At 69.3% G+C, this 14,229-nt stretch carries 17 protein-coding genes and 1 tRNA gene; 5 read left to right on the forward strand and 13 right to left on the reverse strand.

Annotation, left to right across the window (positions count from 1 at the left end):
- The 6 genes from WC555_RS09195 to murA all read right to left on the reverse strand — a co-directional run bounded on the left by WC555_RS09195 (position 1) and on the right by murA (position 4,259).
- Entirely contained in the window at positions 1 to 1,035 is a 1,035-nt protein-coding gene (locus tag WC555_RS09195; RefSeq protein WP_373253029.1) for an RNA-binding protein, read from the reverse strand.
- Positions 1,032 to 1,607 (reverse strand): nucleoside triphosphate pyrophosphatase, encoded by a 576-nt coding sequence (locus tag WC555_RS09200; protein ID WP_373253030.1) that lies wholly within the window; start codon positions 1,605 to 1,607, stop codon positions 1,032 to 1,034. Before WC555_RS09200 ends, WC555_RS09195 begins: the two co-directional genes overlap by 4 nt.
- A gap of 12 nt (positions 1,608 to 1,619) precedes the next feature.
- Positions 1,620 to 1,841, reverse strand: coding sequence for a translation initiation factor IF-1 (infA, locus tag WC555_RS09205; protein ID WP_013269122.1), 222 nt, complete (start codon positions 1,839 to 1,841; stop codon positions 1,620 to 1,622).
- A gap of 201 nt (positions 1,842 to 2,042) precedes the next feature.
- Positions 2,043 to 2,507, reverse strand: a complete 465-nt coding sequence (locus WC555_RS09210) for a UPF0262 family protein (RefSeq protein WP_373253032.1) — start codon at positions 2,505 to 2,507, stop codon at positions 2,043 to 2,045.
- Positions 2,504 to 2,980, reverse strand: a complete 477-nt coding sequence (locus WC555_RS09215; protein WP_373253033.1) for a DUF2948 family protein — start codon at positions 2,978 to 2,980, stop codon at positions 2,504 to 2,506. Before WC555_RS09215 ends, WC555_RS09210 begins: the two co-directional genes overlap by 4 nt.
- Positions 2,970 to 4,259: a UDP-N-acetylglucosamine 1-carboxyvinyltransferase gene (gene murA, locus WC555_RS09220; protein ID WP_373253035.1), complete on the reverse strand. Its 1,290-nt coding sequence runs from the start codon at positions 4,257 to 4,259 to the stop codon at positions 2,970 to 2,972. The genes WC555_RS09215 and murA overlap by 11 nt, the downstream gene beginning before the upstream one ends.
- A gap of 382 nt (positions 4,260 to 4,641) precedes the next feature.
- Here murA and WC555_RS09225 point away from each other — a divergent pair.
- Positions 4,642 to 4,716, forward strand: a tRNA-Thr gene (locus tag WC555_RS09225).
- 134 nt (positions 4,717 to 4,850) lie between these two features.
- On the opposite strand, the gene WC555_RS09230 is transcribed toward WC555_RS09225, so the two are convergent.
- From WC555_RS09230 to msrB, 3 genes are all read right to left on the reverse strand, one after another.
- Complete coding sequence (locus WC555_RS09230; protein ID WP_373253036.1) at positions 4,851 to 5,075, reverse strand: hypothetical protein; 225 nt, start codon at positions 5,073 to 5,075, stop codon at positions 4,851 to 4,853.
- Between the two features lie 144 nt (positions 5,076 to 5,219).
- Positions 5,220 to 5,792: a hypothetical protein gene (locus WC555_RS09235; protein WP_373253038.1), complete on the reverse strand. Its 573-nt coding sequence runs from the start codon at positions 5,790 to 5,792 to the stop codon at positions 5,220 to 5,222.
- 49 nt (positions 5,793 to 5,841) lie between these two features.
- Positions 5,842 to 6,315, reverse strand: a complete 474-nt coding sequence (msrB, locus tag WC555_RS09240) for a peptide-methionine (R)-S-oxide reductase MsrB (RefSeq protein WP_373253039.1) — start codon at positions 6,313 to 6,315, stop codon at positions 5,842 to 5,844.
- Positions 6,316 to 6,409: 94 nt separating this feature from the next.
- On the opposite strand from msrB, the gene WC555_RS09245 reads away from it, so the two are divergent.
- Positions 6,410 to 6,586 (forward strand): hypothetical protein, encoded by a 177-nt coding sequence (locus tag WC555_RS09245; RefSeq protein ID WP_373253040.1) that lies wholly within the window; start codon positions 6,410 to 6,412, stop codon positions 6,584 to 6,586.
- A 76-nt stretch (positions 6,587 to 6,662) separates the two neighbouring features.
- Here the strand turns inward: WC555_RS09245 and WC555_RS09250 are convergent, their stop codons facing one another.
- Entirely contained in the window at positions 6,663 to 8,153 is a 1,491-nt protein-coding gene (locus WC555_RS09250; RefSeq protein ID WP_373253041.1) for a hypothetical protein, read from the reverse strand.
- Positions 8,154 to 8,374: 221 nt separating this feature from the next.
- Between WC555_RS09250 and WC555_RS09255 the strand changes: the two genes are divergently transcribed.
- Positions 8,375 to 10,357, forward strand: coding sequence for an acetyl-CoA carboxylase biotin carboxylase subunit (locus tag WC555_RS09255; RefSeq protein ID WP_373253042.1), 1,983 nt, complete (start codon positions 8,375 to 8,377; stop codon positions 10,355 to 10,357).
- Positions 10,358 to 10,415: 58 nt separating this feature from the next.
- On the opposite strand, the gene WC555_RS09260 is transcribed toward WC555_RS09255, so the two are convergent.
- From WC555_RS09260 to WC555_RS09270, 3 genes are read right to left on the reverse strand one after another with little or no spacing between them, the layout of a single operon-like run.
- A complete protein-coding gene (locus WC555_RS09260; protein ID WP_373253043.1) occupies positions 10,416 to 11,579 on the reverse strand; it encodes a glutathionylspermidine synthase family protein in 1,164 nt (387 codons plus the stop codon).
- Between the two features lie 6 nt (positions 11,580 to 11,585).
- A complete protein-coding gene (locus WC555_RS09265; protein WP_373253044.1) occupies positions 11,586 to 12,329 on the reverse strand; it encodes a PspA/IM30 family protein in 744 nt (247 codons plus the stop codon).
- A gap of 15 nt (positions 12,330 to 12,344) precedes the next feature.
- Entirely contained in the window at positions 12,345 to 13,025 is a 681-nt protein-coding gene (locus WC555_RS09270) for a YjfI family protein (RefSeq protein WP_373253045.1), read from the reverse strand.
- A gap of 122 nt (positions 13,026 to 13,147) precedes the next feature.
- Between WC555_RS09270 and WC555_RS09275 the strand changes: the two genes are divergently transcribed.
- Both WC555_RS09275 and WC555_RS09280 read left to right on the forward strand, forming a co-directional pair.
- Complete coding sequence (locus WC555_RS09275) at positions 13,148 to 13,792, forward strand: DUF2491 family protein (protein WP_373253047.1); 645 nt, start codon at positions 13,148 to 13,150, stop codon at positions 13,790 to 13,792.
- A 23-nt stretch (positions 13,793 to 13,815) separates the two neighbouring features.
- A complete protein-coding gene (locus WC555_RS09280; protein ID WP_373253049.1) occupies positions 13,816 to 14,229 on the forward strand; it encodes a DUF350 domain-containing protein in 414 nt (137 codons plus the stop codon).

A 14,229-nucleotide genomic window follows, 5' to 3' on the forward strand; every position in this document is an offset into this window, starting at 1 on the left:
TCAGAACTCCTCCAGCACGAACGCGCCCGGCGCGAGCGTCGCGTCCGGGGCCAGATCGGCGCGCGGACCCAGTTTCGCCACCCCCGGCGCGGCCAGCGCGGCCTCTTCCGGGGCGCAACGCGCCCGCACCCGGGGCGCGGCCGTATCGGACAGCAGCCTGGCCCTGAGGGCCCGGACGACATCCTGCGCCCGCTGTTCGGGGCGCCGGCGGCCGTCCGGACCGTTCAGCACCTCGTCCAGCGGCGTCAGCCGCCAGGGCAGGGACAGTTGCAGCACCCCGAACCGGCTGACCGGCCCGAACACCACATCCGGATCGGCCCCGAACGCCTGTCGCGCCGCCCCCGACGCCGCATCCCCGTCGTGCCCCACGCCGATCAGATCGATGGCCACCAGCCCGGCCCAGCGTTTCAGCCCTATGAGCCGCGCCGCTTCCATCAGTCCCTGCCGGTTCGCCCTCGCCCGCGCCGGCGGGCCGAACGAGACGCCCGGGCCGGGCGCGAGGTCCAGATCCACCGCGATCAGCGCCCGTGTCCGCTCGACCCGGACGTCCAGCCCCGTGTCGGCGAAGACCTGCCCGGGCGACATCGCCTCCTCCTCCGCCTCGACGCCGGCCCGGATGGCGGCCAGACCGGTCGTCGGCTCGACGCCCGGCGCCAGGGCCGCCAGCATCTCCGCCACCGTCGGCCCGGCCGACAGCAGGCGTGGCTCGCCCTCGCCCGGCCCGGTCAGGCGCAACGTCGGACCCTTGCGCTCACGCGGCTCGGCTGTGACCTCGACCTCGACCTTCTGGCCGACCGTCAGCGGCTTCGGCCCCCGGAACGGCAGGAAGCCCGGCGTCGCCCCCCCGCCCAGTTCGACGAAGGCGCCCTTCAGTCCGGGCTGCACGTCGATGATCCGGCCGACGGAGCGCGCGCCCAGCCGATGGGCGCTGACGCCGTCGTCGCGCTGGATGAAAAGATGATGATACCGGCCGTCCCGCGTGATCACCCCCCGGACTTCGCCCGGCGTGTCGTCGAGGAAGACCTCGACGCTCACGCCCGCCAGCCCGCGCCGCTCAGCAGATTGACCGTCTCGAACAGCGGCAGGCCCATGACGGCGGGGTAGCTGCCGACCAGACGGGTGACGAAGGCCCCTGCCCGGCCCTGGATGCCGTAGCCGCCCGCCTTGCCGCGCCATTCGCCCGAGGCGACATAGGCGGCGATCTCGGGATCGGACAGGACCTTGAAGCTGACCCGGGTGTCCACCACCCGGTGCGTGGTCCGCACCCCCGCCGTCACCGCCACCCCGGTGAAGACCCGGTGGTTGCGGCCCGACAGCAGTTTCAGGAAGCGGACGGCCTCGGCCTCGTCGGCCGGTTTCTCCAGCAGCCGGCGGCCCACGGCCACCACGGTGTCGGCGGCCAGCACCACGGCGTCCGGCGCCCCGGCCGCCACGGCTTCGGCCTTGGTCACGGCCAGGCGCGCGGCGAGGCGCGTCGGCGTCTCGTCCCTCAGCGGGGTTTCGTCGATGTCGGCGGGTTCGATCCGGTCGGGCGTGATCCCGACCAGCGCCAGCAGTTCGATGCGGCGCGGGCTGGCCGAGGCCAGCACGAGTTCGGGACGGCTCACGCGAGCCCGCCCTTACTTGAAGCGATAGGTGATGCGGCCCTTGGTCAGGTCATAGGGCGTCATCTCGACCAGGACCTTGTCCCCGGCCAGCACGCGGATGCGGTTCTTGCGCATCTTGCCGGCGGTGTGGGCGATGATCTCGTGGTCGTTCCCCTCGAGCAGCACGCGGAACGTCGCGTTCGGCAGCAGTTCGCTGACGACGCCGGGAAACTCGAGCAGTTCTTCCTTAGCCATGCGGCCTCTCGCGCCCTGTGAACAGGAGTCCGAACACGCGCCGGGCGAAAGCGCGCGTCGTTAAGGAGCGGGCGTATGCCTGAAAACGGCGGGATAGTCGAGGCAGGTAGGGATTAGGGATTAGGGATTGGTAAGGCCGCTCTGCGAACGACGGCGTCGACGGGGGGTAGCCCCCAGCACCTAATCCCTAATCCCTAACCCCTAACCTCGCCGGTACAGCGCCGTCACCAGGGTGAACAGTCGCCGCGCCGTCTCGTGGTCGATGGCGATCTTGCCGTCCAGCCGCGCCTTGAGCAGCTCGGCGCCTTCGTTGTGCAGGCCGCGCCGGCCCATGTCGACGGCCTCGATCTGCGCCGGCGAGGTCCCGCGCAGGGCCTCGTAATAGCTGTCGCAGATCAGGATATAGTCGCGGATCACGCCCTTCAGCGGCGTCAGCGACAGGCCGTGGGCGCGGTTGAAGCCCGGCCCGGTGATGTCGAACACCAGCTTGGTGTCCAGCAGCGACAGCTTCAGCGCATAGGGGCCGCCCGCGGCGCCCGACGGCTCGAAACTGTTCTTCTCGACCAGGTCGAAGATGGCGACCCGCCGCTCGTGCTCGATCTCGGCCGTCGCGGCGGGAAGGGTCGCGGCGTCCAGATCGACCGAGACCAGCCGGTGCTCGCTCACGCGGGGTCCGCCTCTGGCGAGAGATGCGTCGGCGCGACCCGGGCCGGCCAGCGTTCCGACAGATCCGCCAGCACGGCGTCGAGACATTCGACGTCGATCCGCAGGTCGCCGCCGCCCGCGAACATCAGGATGACGCGCCCGCCCGGCGCCTCGTCCGGCGCGAACTCCATGGCCAGCAGCTCCAGGGCGCTCTCCGGCAGGCGCGGCAGGCGCCGGCTCTTGACCGCGACCACATCGCCGAACTGCATCGCCGCCATCACCCGCGTGCCGCCGCACTCCCAGCAGAACCGGCTCAGCTTCAGCGTCACCCGCCGCGCCGCCGGCTCCCACACGATGTCGACCGGGCGCAGGATGGCGTCCTGCAGCGCCGCCGAGATGATGTGCAGGTCGTCGGCGTCCTCGGCCAGCAGGCGCAGCGGCTCGACCTGCGTCGCCGCCGCTTCGGCCTCGTACTCCTGCGCCTCAGTGGTCATTCCCGTCGCCCTTGATGCGCCGTATCTCCGCCCCGCAGGCGCTCAGCTTCTCTTCCAGCCGTTCGAAGCCGCGGTCCAGATGATAGACGCGGCCGACCGTGGTTTCACCCTCGGCCGCCAGGCCCGCGATCACAAGGCTCACCGAGGCGCGCAGGTCGGTGGCCATGACCGGCGCCCCGTGCAGCACGGGCACGCCCCGCACCACCGCCTCGCCGGCGTGGACGTGAATGTCCGCCCCCAGCCGCGCCAGCTCGGGCGCGTGCATGAAGCGGTTCTCGAAGATGTTCTCGTGGATGACGCTGTCGCCCTCGGCCGTGGTCATCAGGGCCATGAACTGGGCCTGCAGATCGGTGGCGAAGCCCGGATAGACCTCGGTCGCCACATCGACGGCCTTCAGCCGCACGGCCGGATCGCGTTTGACGATCACCCCGTCGGCGGTCGGCGTGATCTCGACCCCGGCCTCGATCATCTTCTCGCTGAGCGCCGTCATCAGTTCGGGTCGCGCCTTCGTCAGCCGCACCTCGCCGCCCGCCATGGCCGCGGCCACGGCGTAGGAGCCCATCTCGATCCGGTCGGGGATCACCGACCAGGTCGCCCCGCCCAGCGACGAGACGCCGGTGATGACCAGCTCGTCGGTGTCGATTCCCTCCACCCGGGCGCCCATCGCCGTCAGACAGCGCGCCAGATCGCCGATCTCCGGCTCGCGCGCGGCGCGCTTCAGCACCGTCACCCCGTCGGCCAGCACGGCGGCCAGCAGGGCGTGCTCGGTCGCGCCGACCGAGACGATCGGAAATTCGATCTCGGCGCCCTTCAGACCGTTCGGGGCCCGGGCCGTGACGTAGCCTTCGTCCAGCTCGATCTCGGCCCCCAGCGCCGTCAGCGCCTGCAGGTGCAGATCGACGGGCCGGGCGCCGATGGTGCAGCCGCCGGGCAGCGACACCTTGGCCTCGCCCGTGCGCGCCAGCAGCGGCCCCAGCACATTGAACGAGGCCCGCATCTGCCGGACCAGATCATAGGGGGCGAAGGTCGAGCTGATGCGTCCGGCGTGGAACAGCGTCTCCTGGCCGTCGGCGCCGTCGCGCTCGGTCACCTCGACGCCCAGCTCGCGCAACAGTCGCCCGAGGAATTTCGTGTCCGCCAGACGCGGCATGTTGGTCAGCAGCAGCGGCTGATCGGTCAGGATCGAGGCAGCCATCAGCTTGAGGGCGGAGTTCTTGGCGCCGCTGATCGGAATGCTTCCGTTCAGCCGGGCGCCGCCGGTGATGGCGATGCTGTCCATGTCGTCTCTTGCGGCCCCGTGCAGGGCGCAAGGGGGGATCGGCTATCTAGCGCGGACCGTTGCGATTGCGAAAGGCCGGCGGCGGCGCCGGCGATGACATTCAGTTGCGTGAGGGCGCGGGCTTCGTCGATCGTCCGGCCGCCTTGCGGCGTCTCAGATTGTCCCGAAGGGCGGTGGCCAGCCTTTGCGCCCGCGCCGTGGCGGGCGTTTTCGCCGGCGCCAGCGGGTCAGGCAGGCTCGTCGGCAGCTCAGGCTGGAGGCTCGCGTTCTTCGACTCATCCATGGGTCGAAGAGAGCCCGCGCCGAACTTTTCCGCAAGCGGGCGCATTCGGGGCTTCCCCCTTTGTCCCCGGTTGGCTATAGGGCCGCTTCCTCAGAACAGGCCGCCGTAGCTCAGTGGTAGAGCGCATCCTTGGTAAGGCTGAGGTCGTGGGTTCGATTCCCCCCGGCGGCACCACTCTGAAACCCTGACGGGGCCTGACTTTCACAGTCAGGCCCCGTTTGGCGTTTCAGGCCCGGGCGCGCTGGACAAGGCGCAAAAAAGCCCCGCCGACGAAGCCGACGGGGCTTTCACTGGTCTTGAAACGACGCTTAGTCGCTTTCGGAATCGTCGTCCGAAATCGTGACGACCGCGGCGATGATCACGGCGGCGCCGACGATGAGAACAGCCAGCGGAACGCCGGCGAACTCGCTCGACTCACCGGCCGGGGCGCCGACGCGGTCGCCGACGCGAACGGTCGAGACATTGTTGGCGGCGGCCGCCTGGCCGGCGACGAGCAGCAGACCCGCCGTAACGGCGGCGATGGTTTTCTTCATGGGAGGACTCCGGTAGCCGTGGTTATGAGGCAGGCGACACACCATGGGGTGCATCAGCGCGTGTCATGCCACACAACCGGCGGGATTGCGACCCGTTTACCAAATTAAGCTTTACCGTGGCGATCCGGGCTCACCGGATTCCGGTCAGGGTTCGACCCGGGCCGGCTGGACCGGCGGTCTCCGGTTCGGCGGACCGTCGGGCCGCATGACCCGGCTCTCGAACTGGGCCGCCGCACCGGGGCGATAGCCCGGAAAGACATAGCCGCCGTCGTCGAACGCCGCCCCGCCATAGCCATAGCCGTCCCCGTAGCCATACCCATATCCGCCATAGGGATAGCCGTTCTCGGTCTGGCGGTAGCTCAGGCTCAGCCGACCGTTCTCCCCGATGGGCATGGACACCGTGGCTCCATAGTCCCGATACCCGCCCGTGCCGACGCTGACGCTGACCTCGCCGTGCGGCAGGCCGTCGTCCCGCGGCTCGCCCGGGTCCCGGGCATAGGGCCGATCATCCACGGACCGCGTCGCGATCCAGCGGTCGATCTGTTCGTCCGTGGTCAGATTGTGGGGCACGCTGGCCTGGGCCGCGCCCTCGACCGACGGCGCGACGGGCCGGGTCGTCGCCCCCAGATCGACGGAGGTGGCGGGCGCGGTCGCCACCACGCCGTCCGGATCTCCGGTCGTCAGGGCTCCGGCCATCAGCAGTGCGGTGATCAGCATAGGCCAGACTCCAGTACCGGCAGCAGACTAGCCCCAATTGCGGCCAAGGTCAGGCGGCGCCGTCGCCGCGGCCCAGAGGGTCCGGCAGCGGGGCCCCCTCGGGCACGAAGGTCAGGGCGACCGAATTGATGCAGTAGCGCAGGCCGGTCGGCCCCGGACCGTCCGGGAAGACGTGGCCCTGATGGCTGTCGCACCGGGCGCAGCGGGTTTCGACCCGCGTCATGCCGTACGATCGGTCGGTGATGGCGGTCACATGCGTCGGGTCCGCCGGCTCGGTGAAGCTGGGCCAGCCCGTGCCGCTTTCGAACTTGGTCGCCGTGCGGAACAGCGGCAGGCCGCATTCGCGACAGCAGAACACCCCGGCCCGCTTCTCCCCCAGCAGCGTGCCGCAGAAGGGCGCCTCGGTGCCGTGGGTCAGCAGGACCCGCCTTTCCTCCGGGGACAGGTCGGCCTCCAGCGCGGCCCGCTGTCCCTCGTCGGGCGGCGTCAGGTCGTAGCCGGACGGGGAACGGGTCGGGTGCATGTCTGGGTCGGTCATCCTGCCCACGTAGGAGGCGTCCGCGCGGTTCGCAAACCCGCCCCCGGAACCGGGCGGGGCGCCGGACCGTTCTTCGGCCATGACCAGGAAACTCCCGCCCGACCTGATCGTCGATCCGCTGACGCCGACGGCGAAACACGGCGTGGTCGAGATCAAGGATCCGCCCGAGGCGGCCATGAACCTGACCGCCCACGCGGCCGAGGTGTCCGGGCTACGCCTTCTGGACGCCGCCGACCGGGCGCGAAAGCGGGACTAGGCGACCGGCCGGGCGCAAAAAAAGGCCGGCCAGGGGCGTCCCTGACCGGCCTTGTGTTCGTGTGGGTCGAACCGGATCAGCCGCCGAACAGGCCGCCCACCCAGGTCCGCACCGCCGTCTCGTCGGCGGGGTTGCCCGTGTAAACCAGACCCTGCGCGGGCGCGTAAGGCTGGTTGTTGGCCCGCGGACGCGAGGTCCAGGCCTTGTGGCCGTAGCTGAGGTCCGAATAGTTCGACGGCAGGCGCATGACCGTCGGCTCGACGAAGATCGAATCGGTGGCCGTGGTCGAACCGGCGATGCGCACGTTCGGCAGCTTGGACAGCAGGTCCAGGGTGTCGAGGCAGCCGCCCGAGCAGCCGGCGTCGACCAGAACGATCACCGGACCCTGCACGGGGTTGGCGGCGCCGGTGTCGGCCACGGCGGCGCGGCCCGCCAGGGTGAAGGTCGGCTGGCCGGCGGCGATGGCGGCGTCGAAGGCGGCCACGATCTCGCGCGTCTGCTCGATCACAGGACCCGCTTCCTGAACGAACTGCGGGTCAGCCTCCATCCGTCCGAGGGCGGCGGCGTACCAGTCGCGGTTGCCCTGGGTCGCGCGGTAGGTCAGCTCGCCCGCCGCCGGCTGGCGGCTGACGGTGAACTCGGGCGTCCAGATGCGGTTGGCCAGGCCGTAGCCGCGGGCGGTCGAGGAGTTCAGGCCCGTGCCCGAGGCGGCGCGCAGGTCCAGCACGAAGCCTTGCGGTCCGCGCAGGGTGGCGGCCTGGCCCTCGACGGCGGCGTTGAACGCCTGCCAGCCCGAGCCGTCGGCGAAGGAGTGGACATGCACCCACGGCCGGCCATTGACGGTTTCGACGGCCAGCGGCGTCGCGGGCGGCATATAGACCGTGGCGCGGTAGGCGGCCTCAAGATCGCCGGCGATCAGCGGGACGGGGCGAATCTGGATTTCGCGCGGCCGGCCGCGGCCCGACTGGAAGCTGCACATCGACGGCACGCCCGAGGCGAACGGATTGTTGCGGTTCCACAGCAGATAGGGCGCCGAGGTCACGCGACCCGCCTCGGTTTCAAGATTGCCCTCCCACAGGTCCAGCTTCTTGCGGGCGAATTCCTCGATCGGGGTCAGGTTGCACTCGGTGACCGTGTCGCCGATCCGGGGCGCGCCGCGCGTGCCCGGCTTCACATAGGTGACGACATATTTGCCGCCGCGCCAGCCGGTGGTGAAGCCCGGCCAGCTGGTGCCGAAATACGGACCCATGCCCTCGAAGGTCGGGGTGATGGCGATGTTGGAATCGCGGAAGCCCGCCGCGTAATAGCGCATCAGATAGGCGTGGGCGTCGCCGCTGTTGGCCTGGTCCGCGCGGCCGAGCGCGTCCTGCAAGCCCGCGTCGAGCCACCCGCGGAAGGTCTGGCTGGCCGCGCCGCCGACGGCCGGGGCGGGATGGTTGGCGGCCAGTTCGTCATGCGCCTTCTGGAGATCCTGACGCGCCAGCGCCCGGAAATCCTGGGCCGTGGCGGGTGCGCCCGCCGCCAGTGTCAGGGCTGCGGCGGCGACAAGGGTAAGCATGCGGGACATCAGGTCAGGCTCCGGGCCAAATAAGCGGGACGGGGGAGTGGACGAAAATGAACGGGCGTCGATGAACGGGACTGGAACGGGTTTAACCCCATTGGCACAGGCTTTGCCAAGCCCGAACGCCGACCGGTTGAGCGTCACCTTGGTTTACTCCCGCCGGATCGCGGCCTAATCGGGGCGGCCGCCTCACGCTGCGATCACGTTCGCTTCAGATTCAAAGACACATGTTCTCCAAAATCCTGATCGCCAACCGCGGCGAAATCGCCGTCCGCATCATCAAGACCTGCCGCCGAATGGGCATCAGGACGGTGCAGGTCTATTCCGAGGCCGACGCCGGTTCGCTTGCGGTCGAAATGGCCGACGAGGCGGTGCTGATCGGCCCGGCTCCGGCGGCCCAATCCTATCTGCTGGCCGACAAAATCGTTGAAGCGGTGCGCCAGACCGGGGCCGAGGCCGTCCACCCGGGCTTCGGCTTCCTCTCCGAGAACGCCGGCTTCGCCCGCCGCCTCCGCGACGAGGGCATCGCCTTCATCGGTCCCAATCCCGAGGCCATCGAGGCCATGGGCGACAAGATCAGCTCCAAGAAACTGGCCGCCGCCGCCGGCGTCTCCACCGTACCCGGCCATATGGGTCTGATCGAAACGACCGGGGAGGCGGTGAAGATCGCCAATGAGATCGGCTATCCGATCATGATCAAGGCCTCGGCCGGCGGCGGCGGCAAGGGCATCCGCGTGGCCCATTCCGACGCCGACATGGCCGAGGGCTTCGCCGCCGTGAAGGCCGAGGCGCTGAACGCCTTCGGCGACGACCGCGTCTTCCTCGAGAAATTCATCATCGACCCGCGCCACATCGAGATCCAGGTGCTGGGCGACAAGCACGGCCATGTCGTCCACCTGTTCGAGCGCGAGTGCTCGATCCAGCGCCGCAACCAGAAGGTCATCGAGGAAGCCCCCTCCCCCCTCCTCGACCCCGAGACCCGCGCCGCCATGGGGGCCCAGGCCGTGGCTCTGGCGAAGGCGGTGAACTACGACAGCGCCGGCACGGTCGAGTTCGTGGCCGGGCAGGACAAGTCGTTCTTCTTCCTCGAGATGAACACCAGACTTCAGGTCGAGCATCCGGTGACGGAGCTGATCACCGGCGTCGATCTGGTCGAGCAGATGATCCGCTCGGCCTGGGGCGAGACGCTGGCCTTCGGGCAGGACGATCTGAAGATCAACGGTTGGGCCATCGAGAGCCGCATCTACGCCGAAGACCCCTATCGCGGCTTCCTCCCCTCGATCGGCCGGCTGGTCCGCTACGAGCAGCCGCAAGAGGGCGAGCATGAGGACGGCTATGTGGTGCGCAACGACTCCGGCGTCCGCGAGGGGGACGAGATCAGCATGTTCTACGACCCCATGATCGCCAAGCTGTGCGCCTGGGGCCCGACCCGCGACGCCGCCCTGACCGGCATGGCCCGCGCGCTGGAAGACACCCACATCGCCGGGGTGGGCCACAACATCCCCTTCCTGTCCGCCGTCATGGACCAGCCGCGCTTCCGGAGCGGCAACATCTCGACCAGCTACATCAAGGACGAATTCCCCGACGGCTTCCACGGCCTCCAGCCCGACGCGCGCCAGATCCACATCATGATCGCCGCCGCCGTGGCCATGAACGAGATCGCCGCCGAACAGGCCGGCGACCCGTCCGACCGCACCGACTGGATCGTGCTGATCGACAAGACGCCCCACGGCGTCGACCTGTCCTATGACGCGGACGAAGCCATGCTGCTGGCCTTCACCGGCGGCGGCCACGCCCGCCTGACCGAGATCGACTGGCGTCCCGGCCTGGCCCAGTTCCGCGCCGAGCTGGACGGCGAGCCCTTCACCGCCGAGGTCGCCCGCGTCGCCGACGGCTTCGTCATCCGCCACCGCGCCGCCCGCGCCCGCGTCCGCGTCCTGACCCCGCACACGGCCGAGCTCTACGCCCGCCTGCCGGAAAAGATCGCCGCCGACACCTCGAAACTGATCACCTCGCCCATGCCCGGCCTGGTCGTCGCCATCCCGGTGACCGTGGGTCAGGAGGTCAAGACCGGCGAGACCGTCGCCATCATCGAGGCCATGAAGATGCAGAACATCCTCAAGGCCGAACGCGACGGCGTGGTGAAGGCCGTCAGCGCGGCGGCGGGCGATCCGGTCGCGGCCGATGACGTGCTGGTGGAGTTCGTCTAGGGCCGCCCGACGCAGGCCTCCCGGCCGTCCCCCGTGGAACCCGCCGGAAAGCGGGATTTCAGCCCCGAATCAAGTGCGGCACGAACCGCGACGTGTTGCGGGTGATGCGGCCGGGGTCCTCGCGCAGGGCGATCCCGGCCGGCTCGTCGCCGACCAGCCAGGAGCCGACGATCACATGCTGGCCGTCGAACAGCGGCGGCGCGTGCAGGGCCTGACGGATGTGGCTGCCTTCGCCATAGCCGGCGTCCAGCCCCTCTTCGCGCGACGCCCCCTCGACGATCGAGATATTGGCCCCCTCGCGTGAGAACAGCGGCTTGCGCACATAGGCGTCGCCCAAGGTCGCATGCGCCGGGTCGCTCTCGAAGTAGGAGGCCAGCAGATTGGGATGGCCCTGATGCCGCTCCCAGAGCAGCGGCAGCAGCCCCTTGTTCGACAGCAGGGCCTTCCACGCCGGCTCCAGCACCGTCACCTCGGCCTTCGGCAGCGGCTCGGCGTAGTCGTCGCGCAGCATCTGCTCCCACGGATACAGCTTGAACATGGCCTGGATCAGCCAGTTCTCGTCGTCGACGAAGCGGCCGTCGGCGTTGAGGCCGATCTGGTCGATGGCGACGAATTTCGGGTCCAGCCCCGCCTGCCGGGCCAGGTCCTCGAGGAATCGCACGGTCTGGCGGTCCTCGACGAACTCGGGGTCCGACGAGAAATGCACGAAGCCGCCCTCGGGGAAGATCGCCCGAAACCGGTCGACCAGCTTTTCGTACAGGCTGTTGAACTGGTCGGCGTCGGGCGGCAGCATGCCGCTGGCGATGCCGTCCTCCAGCCACAGCCACTGGAAGACCGCCGTCTCGAACACGCTGGTCGGCGTGTCGGCGTTGTATTCATACAGCTTGGCCGGCCCCGTCCCGTCATAGGCGAAGTCGAACCGGCCGTAGAGCGACGGCTCGCGCCGGGCCCAGCTGTCGGCGACATAGTCGCGCGACGCCTCGGGGATCTCGAGCAGCGCCATCAACCGCTCCGACCCCGAAGCCTCGTCGACCAGATCGAGACACATCTGGTGCAGCTCGGCCGTCGGCGCCTCCAGACCCTCCTCGACCTCGGTCAGGGACAGGGCGTAGGCGGCGCTTTCATCCCAGTACCGTTCGCCCGAATCGTGGTGCCAGGTGAAGCCGACGGCCTCGGCGCGGGCCTGCCAGTCGGGCCGCGGAACCAGCGACAGACGTTCCATCTCGCCTCAGGCCGGGTCTTTGGAGGCGGGAACCGAGGTTCCGATCTGAGGCGTCACCACCTTGATCTCCTGCGCCGTCAGCCGGGCCAGGACATCGTCGGCCGAGGCGTGGCCGGGCAGGATGCCGGCGTCGCGCAGCTTGGCGTCGAGATCGGCGCCGGTGCGCTTGTCCTCCAGCTCCTGACCGGCCCGCAGGCGTTCTTCCTGAACGGCCTGGCGCTGCTTGATGCGCTGCAGGCTGTCGGCGGCCGAGCCGATGCGCGAATGCGCCCCCTGCGACTGCAGGGCGACCGAGGTCTGGGCCTTCTGCACCGAGTCATTGACCTTCACGATGTCGATCTCGCGCCGCAGCGTCTCGATCTTCTGGTCGGTGGTCGAGATGGCGGTGCGCAGCCGGGCCTCGGCCTCCTTCATGCCCTCGATCATCGGCCCGCGCGTGCCGATCTCGGTCTCCAGCTCGGCGATCCGGCCGGCGACCTCGCGGGCCAGGTCCTCCTTGCCCTGCGACAGGGCGGCGCGGACCGAGCTTTCGTATTTGGCGATCTGGTCGCCGAAGCTCTTGAGTTCATTCTCGGCCATCCGGCGGCGCGCCACCAGGCCGGCCAGGTCGTCGCGGGCCTTGCCCTGGGCGGTGTCGGCGTCGCGGATTTCCTGGTCGAGGATCTTCAGGGCGTTGGCGTCGACCACGGCCTGGCCGGCCTCGCGGGCGGTGCCGCGGAACAGGGCGGAGAGTTTGGCGAGCATGGACATGATTTCTCTCCCGGATCAGGCGGCGTCGGCGCCGAAGGTTTCGCGCAGGTCGGTCGCGTCGATGGCGTTCTCGGCGAGGGTGCGCAGTTCGATCAATATGGTCTGAAGCGTCGTCTTGCACGACAGTTCGCCCATCAGCTCATAGACGTCCTCGTTGTTCACCGAGGTGATGGCGAAATTCGACAGCGGCACGATGCGCTGGGCCTTGAGCAGGAATTCGTTGAAGGCGTGACGGTCGGCCTGTTCGGCCACCGGCCACAGCAGCACCGAACAGACGATCTGGGCTCCGCCGACGCTGAGGTAGATCGGCAGGTCGCCGTACTCGTGCATGGTCGCCAGCAGCACCGGCTCGGCGCCTTCCAGCACCCGGGTGGTCAGCTCGCCCTCGCGGACCAGTTCGGACGCGTCCAGCGCGGCCTTGATGGACGGGACGGTCCAGGCGGTTTCGATCACGGCGTCCATGGCGGGGCTTGCTCCAGTTGGATCGGTTGAAAGGCTTCGACGCGGGCGTCTGAGGATATCAGGACCGCGGGTGGACTCGGTGACGATGGCGTGAACCGCCGCCCTCACATCGTCGCGGGCGGCGTTTGGAACCCAGAACTCCAGCTTGACCATGCCCGCCTCGCGACGGGCCTTGCGCCACGCACGTATGCGCTCGTTGGCCGGCGACAAGGAGGGCGAGGCAGGATTACGCATGTTTCATGTAACGCGTAACAGGTACGCTTGACTTTGGCGACCCCAGGCCCGAATTTCCAGCCTGACGATCTCTTTACCACCAGACGCTCGCGGGCGACCTCGCGGACGCGTAAGGGAGGCGAATGTTCAAGCGGCTCTTCGGACAGCGCGACGCCGAACCGGTCAGCCAGCTGGCCGTGGTGCGCAATATCACGGTCGGCCGCACCGTGGCCCTGGACCCGCTGGCCTGGCGCCGGCTGGGCGACGAGACGCATTTCAGCCTCGACCGCGACGCGCTGGAGATCACCGCCCAGGGCGTGGTCCAGCTGGACGACGGCCCGTTCGTCCACCGCTTCTACACTGACGACCACGTCATGCTGCAGGCCATGAGCGACGACGCCGCGGGCGCGGCGGCCTATGATTTCACCCTGTTCACCCCCTGGTCCTCGGCCTACCCGCCCAACGACGGCGCGCGCAGGGCGTGGCAGGATCGCCTGTCCGAACCGGTGTTCAGGGGCGCGCCGGAGGGCCTGCCGGACTATCCCCGCTTCTGGTTCTCCGAGACCGACGCCCGCCAGCCGCCGGTCAAGCTGTGGGAGACCATCTACGACGACCGCGCCGCGACCGAGCCCTATGCGAAAATCTACCAGACCTGCATGCTGTACGCGCGGGAGCTGGCGGGCGGTCGCGAACTGATGATCGCCCTCGAGCAGGAGCCCGAGGGCGGCGAAGCCACACATGAGATCATGATCGGCATCCCGCTGGACATGGCCGAGTTCCGCGCCTGACGGCGCCCGAGGGGGAGAAGACGATGTTCGACTGGTTCGCATTTCAGACGGGGGCGACGGCCTTCCTCATCGCCTTCGTGGCGGCGATCGTCTTCTTCTCGGCGTTCAAATTCATCTACCAGATGATCACGCCCTATCATGAGCGCGACCTGATCCGTCAGGGCAATACGGCCGCGGCCATCGCCCTCGGCGGGGCCCTGATCGGCTATGTCCTGCCGCTCGCCTCGGCCCTGTCGCACACCGTCAGCCTGCCGGAGTTCGCGGCCTGGGCCCTGCTGGCCGGCGTCATCCAGATCCTCGCCTTCATCGTCGTCAGCCGGGTGCTGTACAAGGCGCTGGCCTCCCGCATCGAGGCCGGCGAGACGGCGGCGGGCGTCTATCTGGCCTCGATTTCCATCGGCGTGGGCCTGCTCAACGCCGCCTGCATGACGGCCTGA

Source organism: Brevundimonas sp. (assembly GCF_041648615.1).
Taxonomy (GTDB): domain Bacteria; phylum Pseudomonadota; class Alphaproteobacteria; order Caulobacterales; family Caulobacteraceae; genus Brevundimonas.

What these genes read in the sequence shown, in the direction of transcription:
- infA (WP_013269122.1), bottom strand. Translation starts at nt 1,841, where the DNA reads ATGGCTAAGGAAGAACTGCTCGAGTTTCCCGGCGTCGTCAGCGAACTG.
- WC555_RS09215 (WP_373253033.1), bottom strand. Translation starts at nt 2,980, where the DNA reads ATGACCACTGAGGCGCAGGAGTACGAGGCCGAAGCGGCGGCGACGCAG.
- murA (WP_373253035.1), bottom strand. Translation starts at nt 4,259, where the DNA reads ATGGACAGCATCGCCATCACCGGCGGCGCCCGGCTGAACGGAAGCATT.
- WC555_RS09230 (WP_373253036.1), bottom strand. Translation starts at nt 5,075, where the DNA reads ATGAAGAAAACCATCGCCGCCGTTACGGCGGGTCTGCTGCTCGTCGCC.
- WC555_RS09235 (WP_373253038.1), bottom strand. Translation starts at nt 5,792, where the DNA reads ATGCTGATCACCGCACTGCTGATGGCCGGAGCCCTGACGACCGGAGAT.
- msrB (WP_373253039.1), bottom strand. Translation starts at nt 6,315, where the DNA reads ATGCACCCGACCCGTTCCCCGTCCGGCTACGACCTGACGCCGCCCGAC.
- WC555_RS09245 (WP_373253040.1), top strand. Translation starts at nt 6,410, where the DNA reads ATGACCAGGAAACTCCCGCCCGACCTGATCGTCGATCCGCTGACGCCG.
- WC555_RS09250 (WP_373253041.1), bottom strand. Translation starts at nt 8,153, where the DNA reads ATGTCCCGCATGCTTACCCTTGTCGCCGCCGCAGCCCTGACACTGGCG.
- WC555_RS09255 (WP_373253042.1), top strand. Translation starts at nt 8,375, where the DNA reads ATGTTCTCCAAAATCCTGATCGCCAACCGCGGCGAAATCGCCGTCCGC.
- WC555_RS09260 (WP_373253043.1), bottom strand. Translation starts at nt 11,579, where the DNA reads ATGGAACGTCTGTCGCTGGTTCCGCGGCCCGACTGGCAGGCCCGCGCC.
- WC555_RS09265 (WP_373253044.1), bottom strand. Translation starts at nt 12,329, where the DNA reads ATGTCCATGCTCGCCAAACTCTCCGCCCTGTTCCGCGGCACCGCCCGC.
- WC555_RS09270 (WP_373253045.1), bottom strand. Translation starts at nt 13,025, where the DNA reads ATGCGTAATCCTGCCTCGCCCTCCTTGTCGCCGGCCAACGAGCGCATA.
- WC555_RS09275 (WP_373253047.1), top strand. Translation starts at nt 13,148, where the DNA reads ATGTTCAAGCGGCTCTTCGGACAGCGCGACGCCGAACCGGTCAGCCAG.
- WC555_RS09280 (WP_373253049.1), top strand. Translation starts at nt 13,816, where the DNA reads ATGTTCGACTGGTTCGCATTTCAGACGGGGGCGACGGCCTTCCTCATC.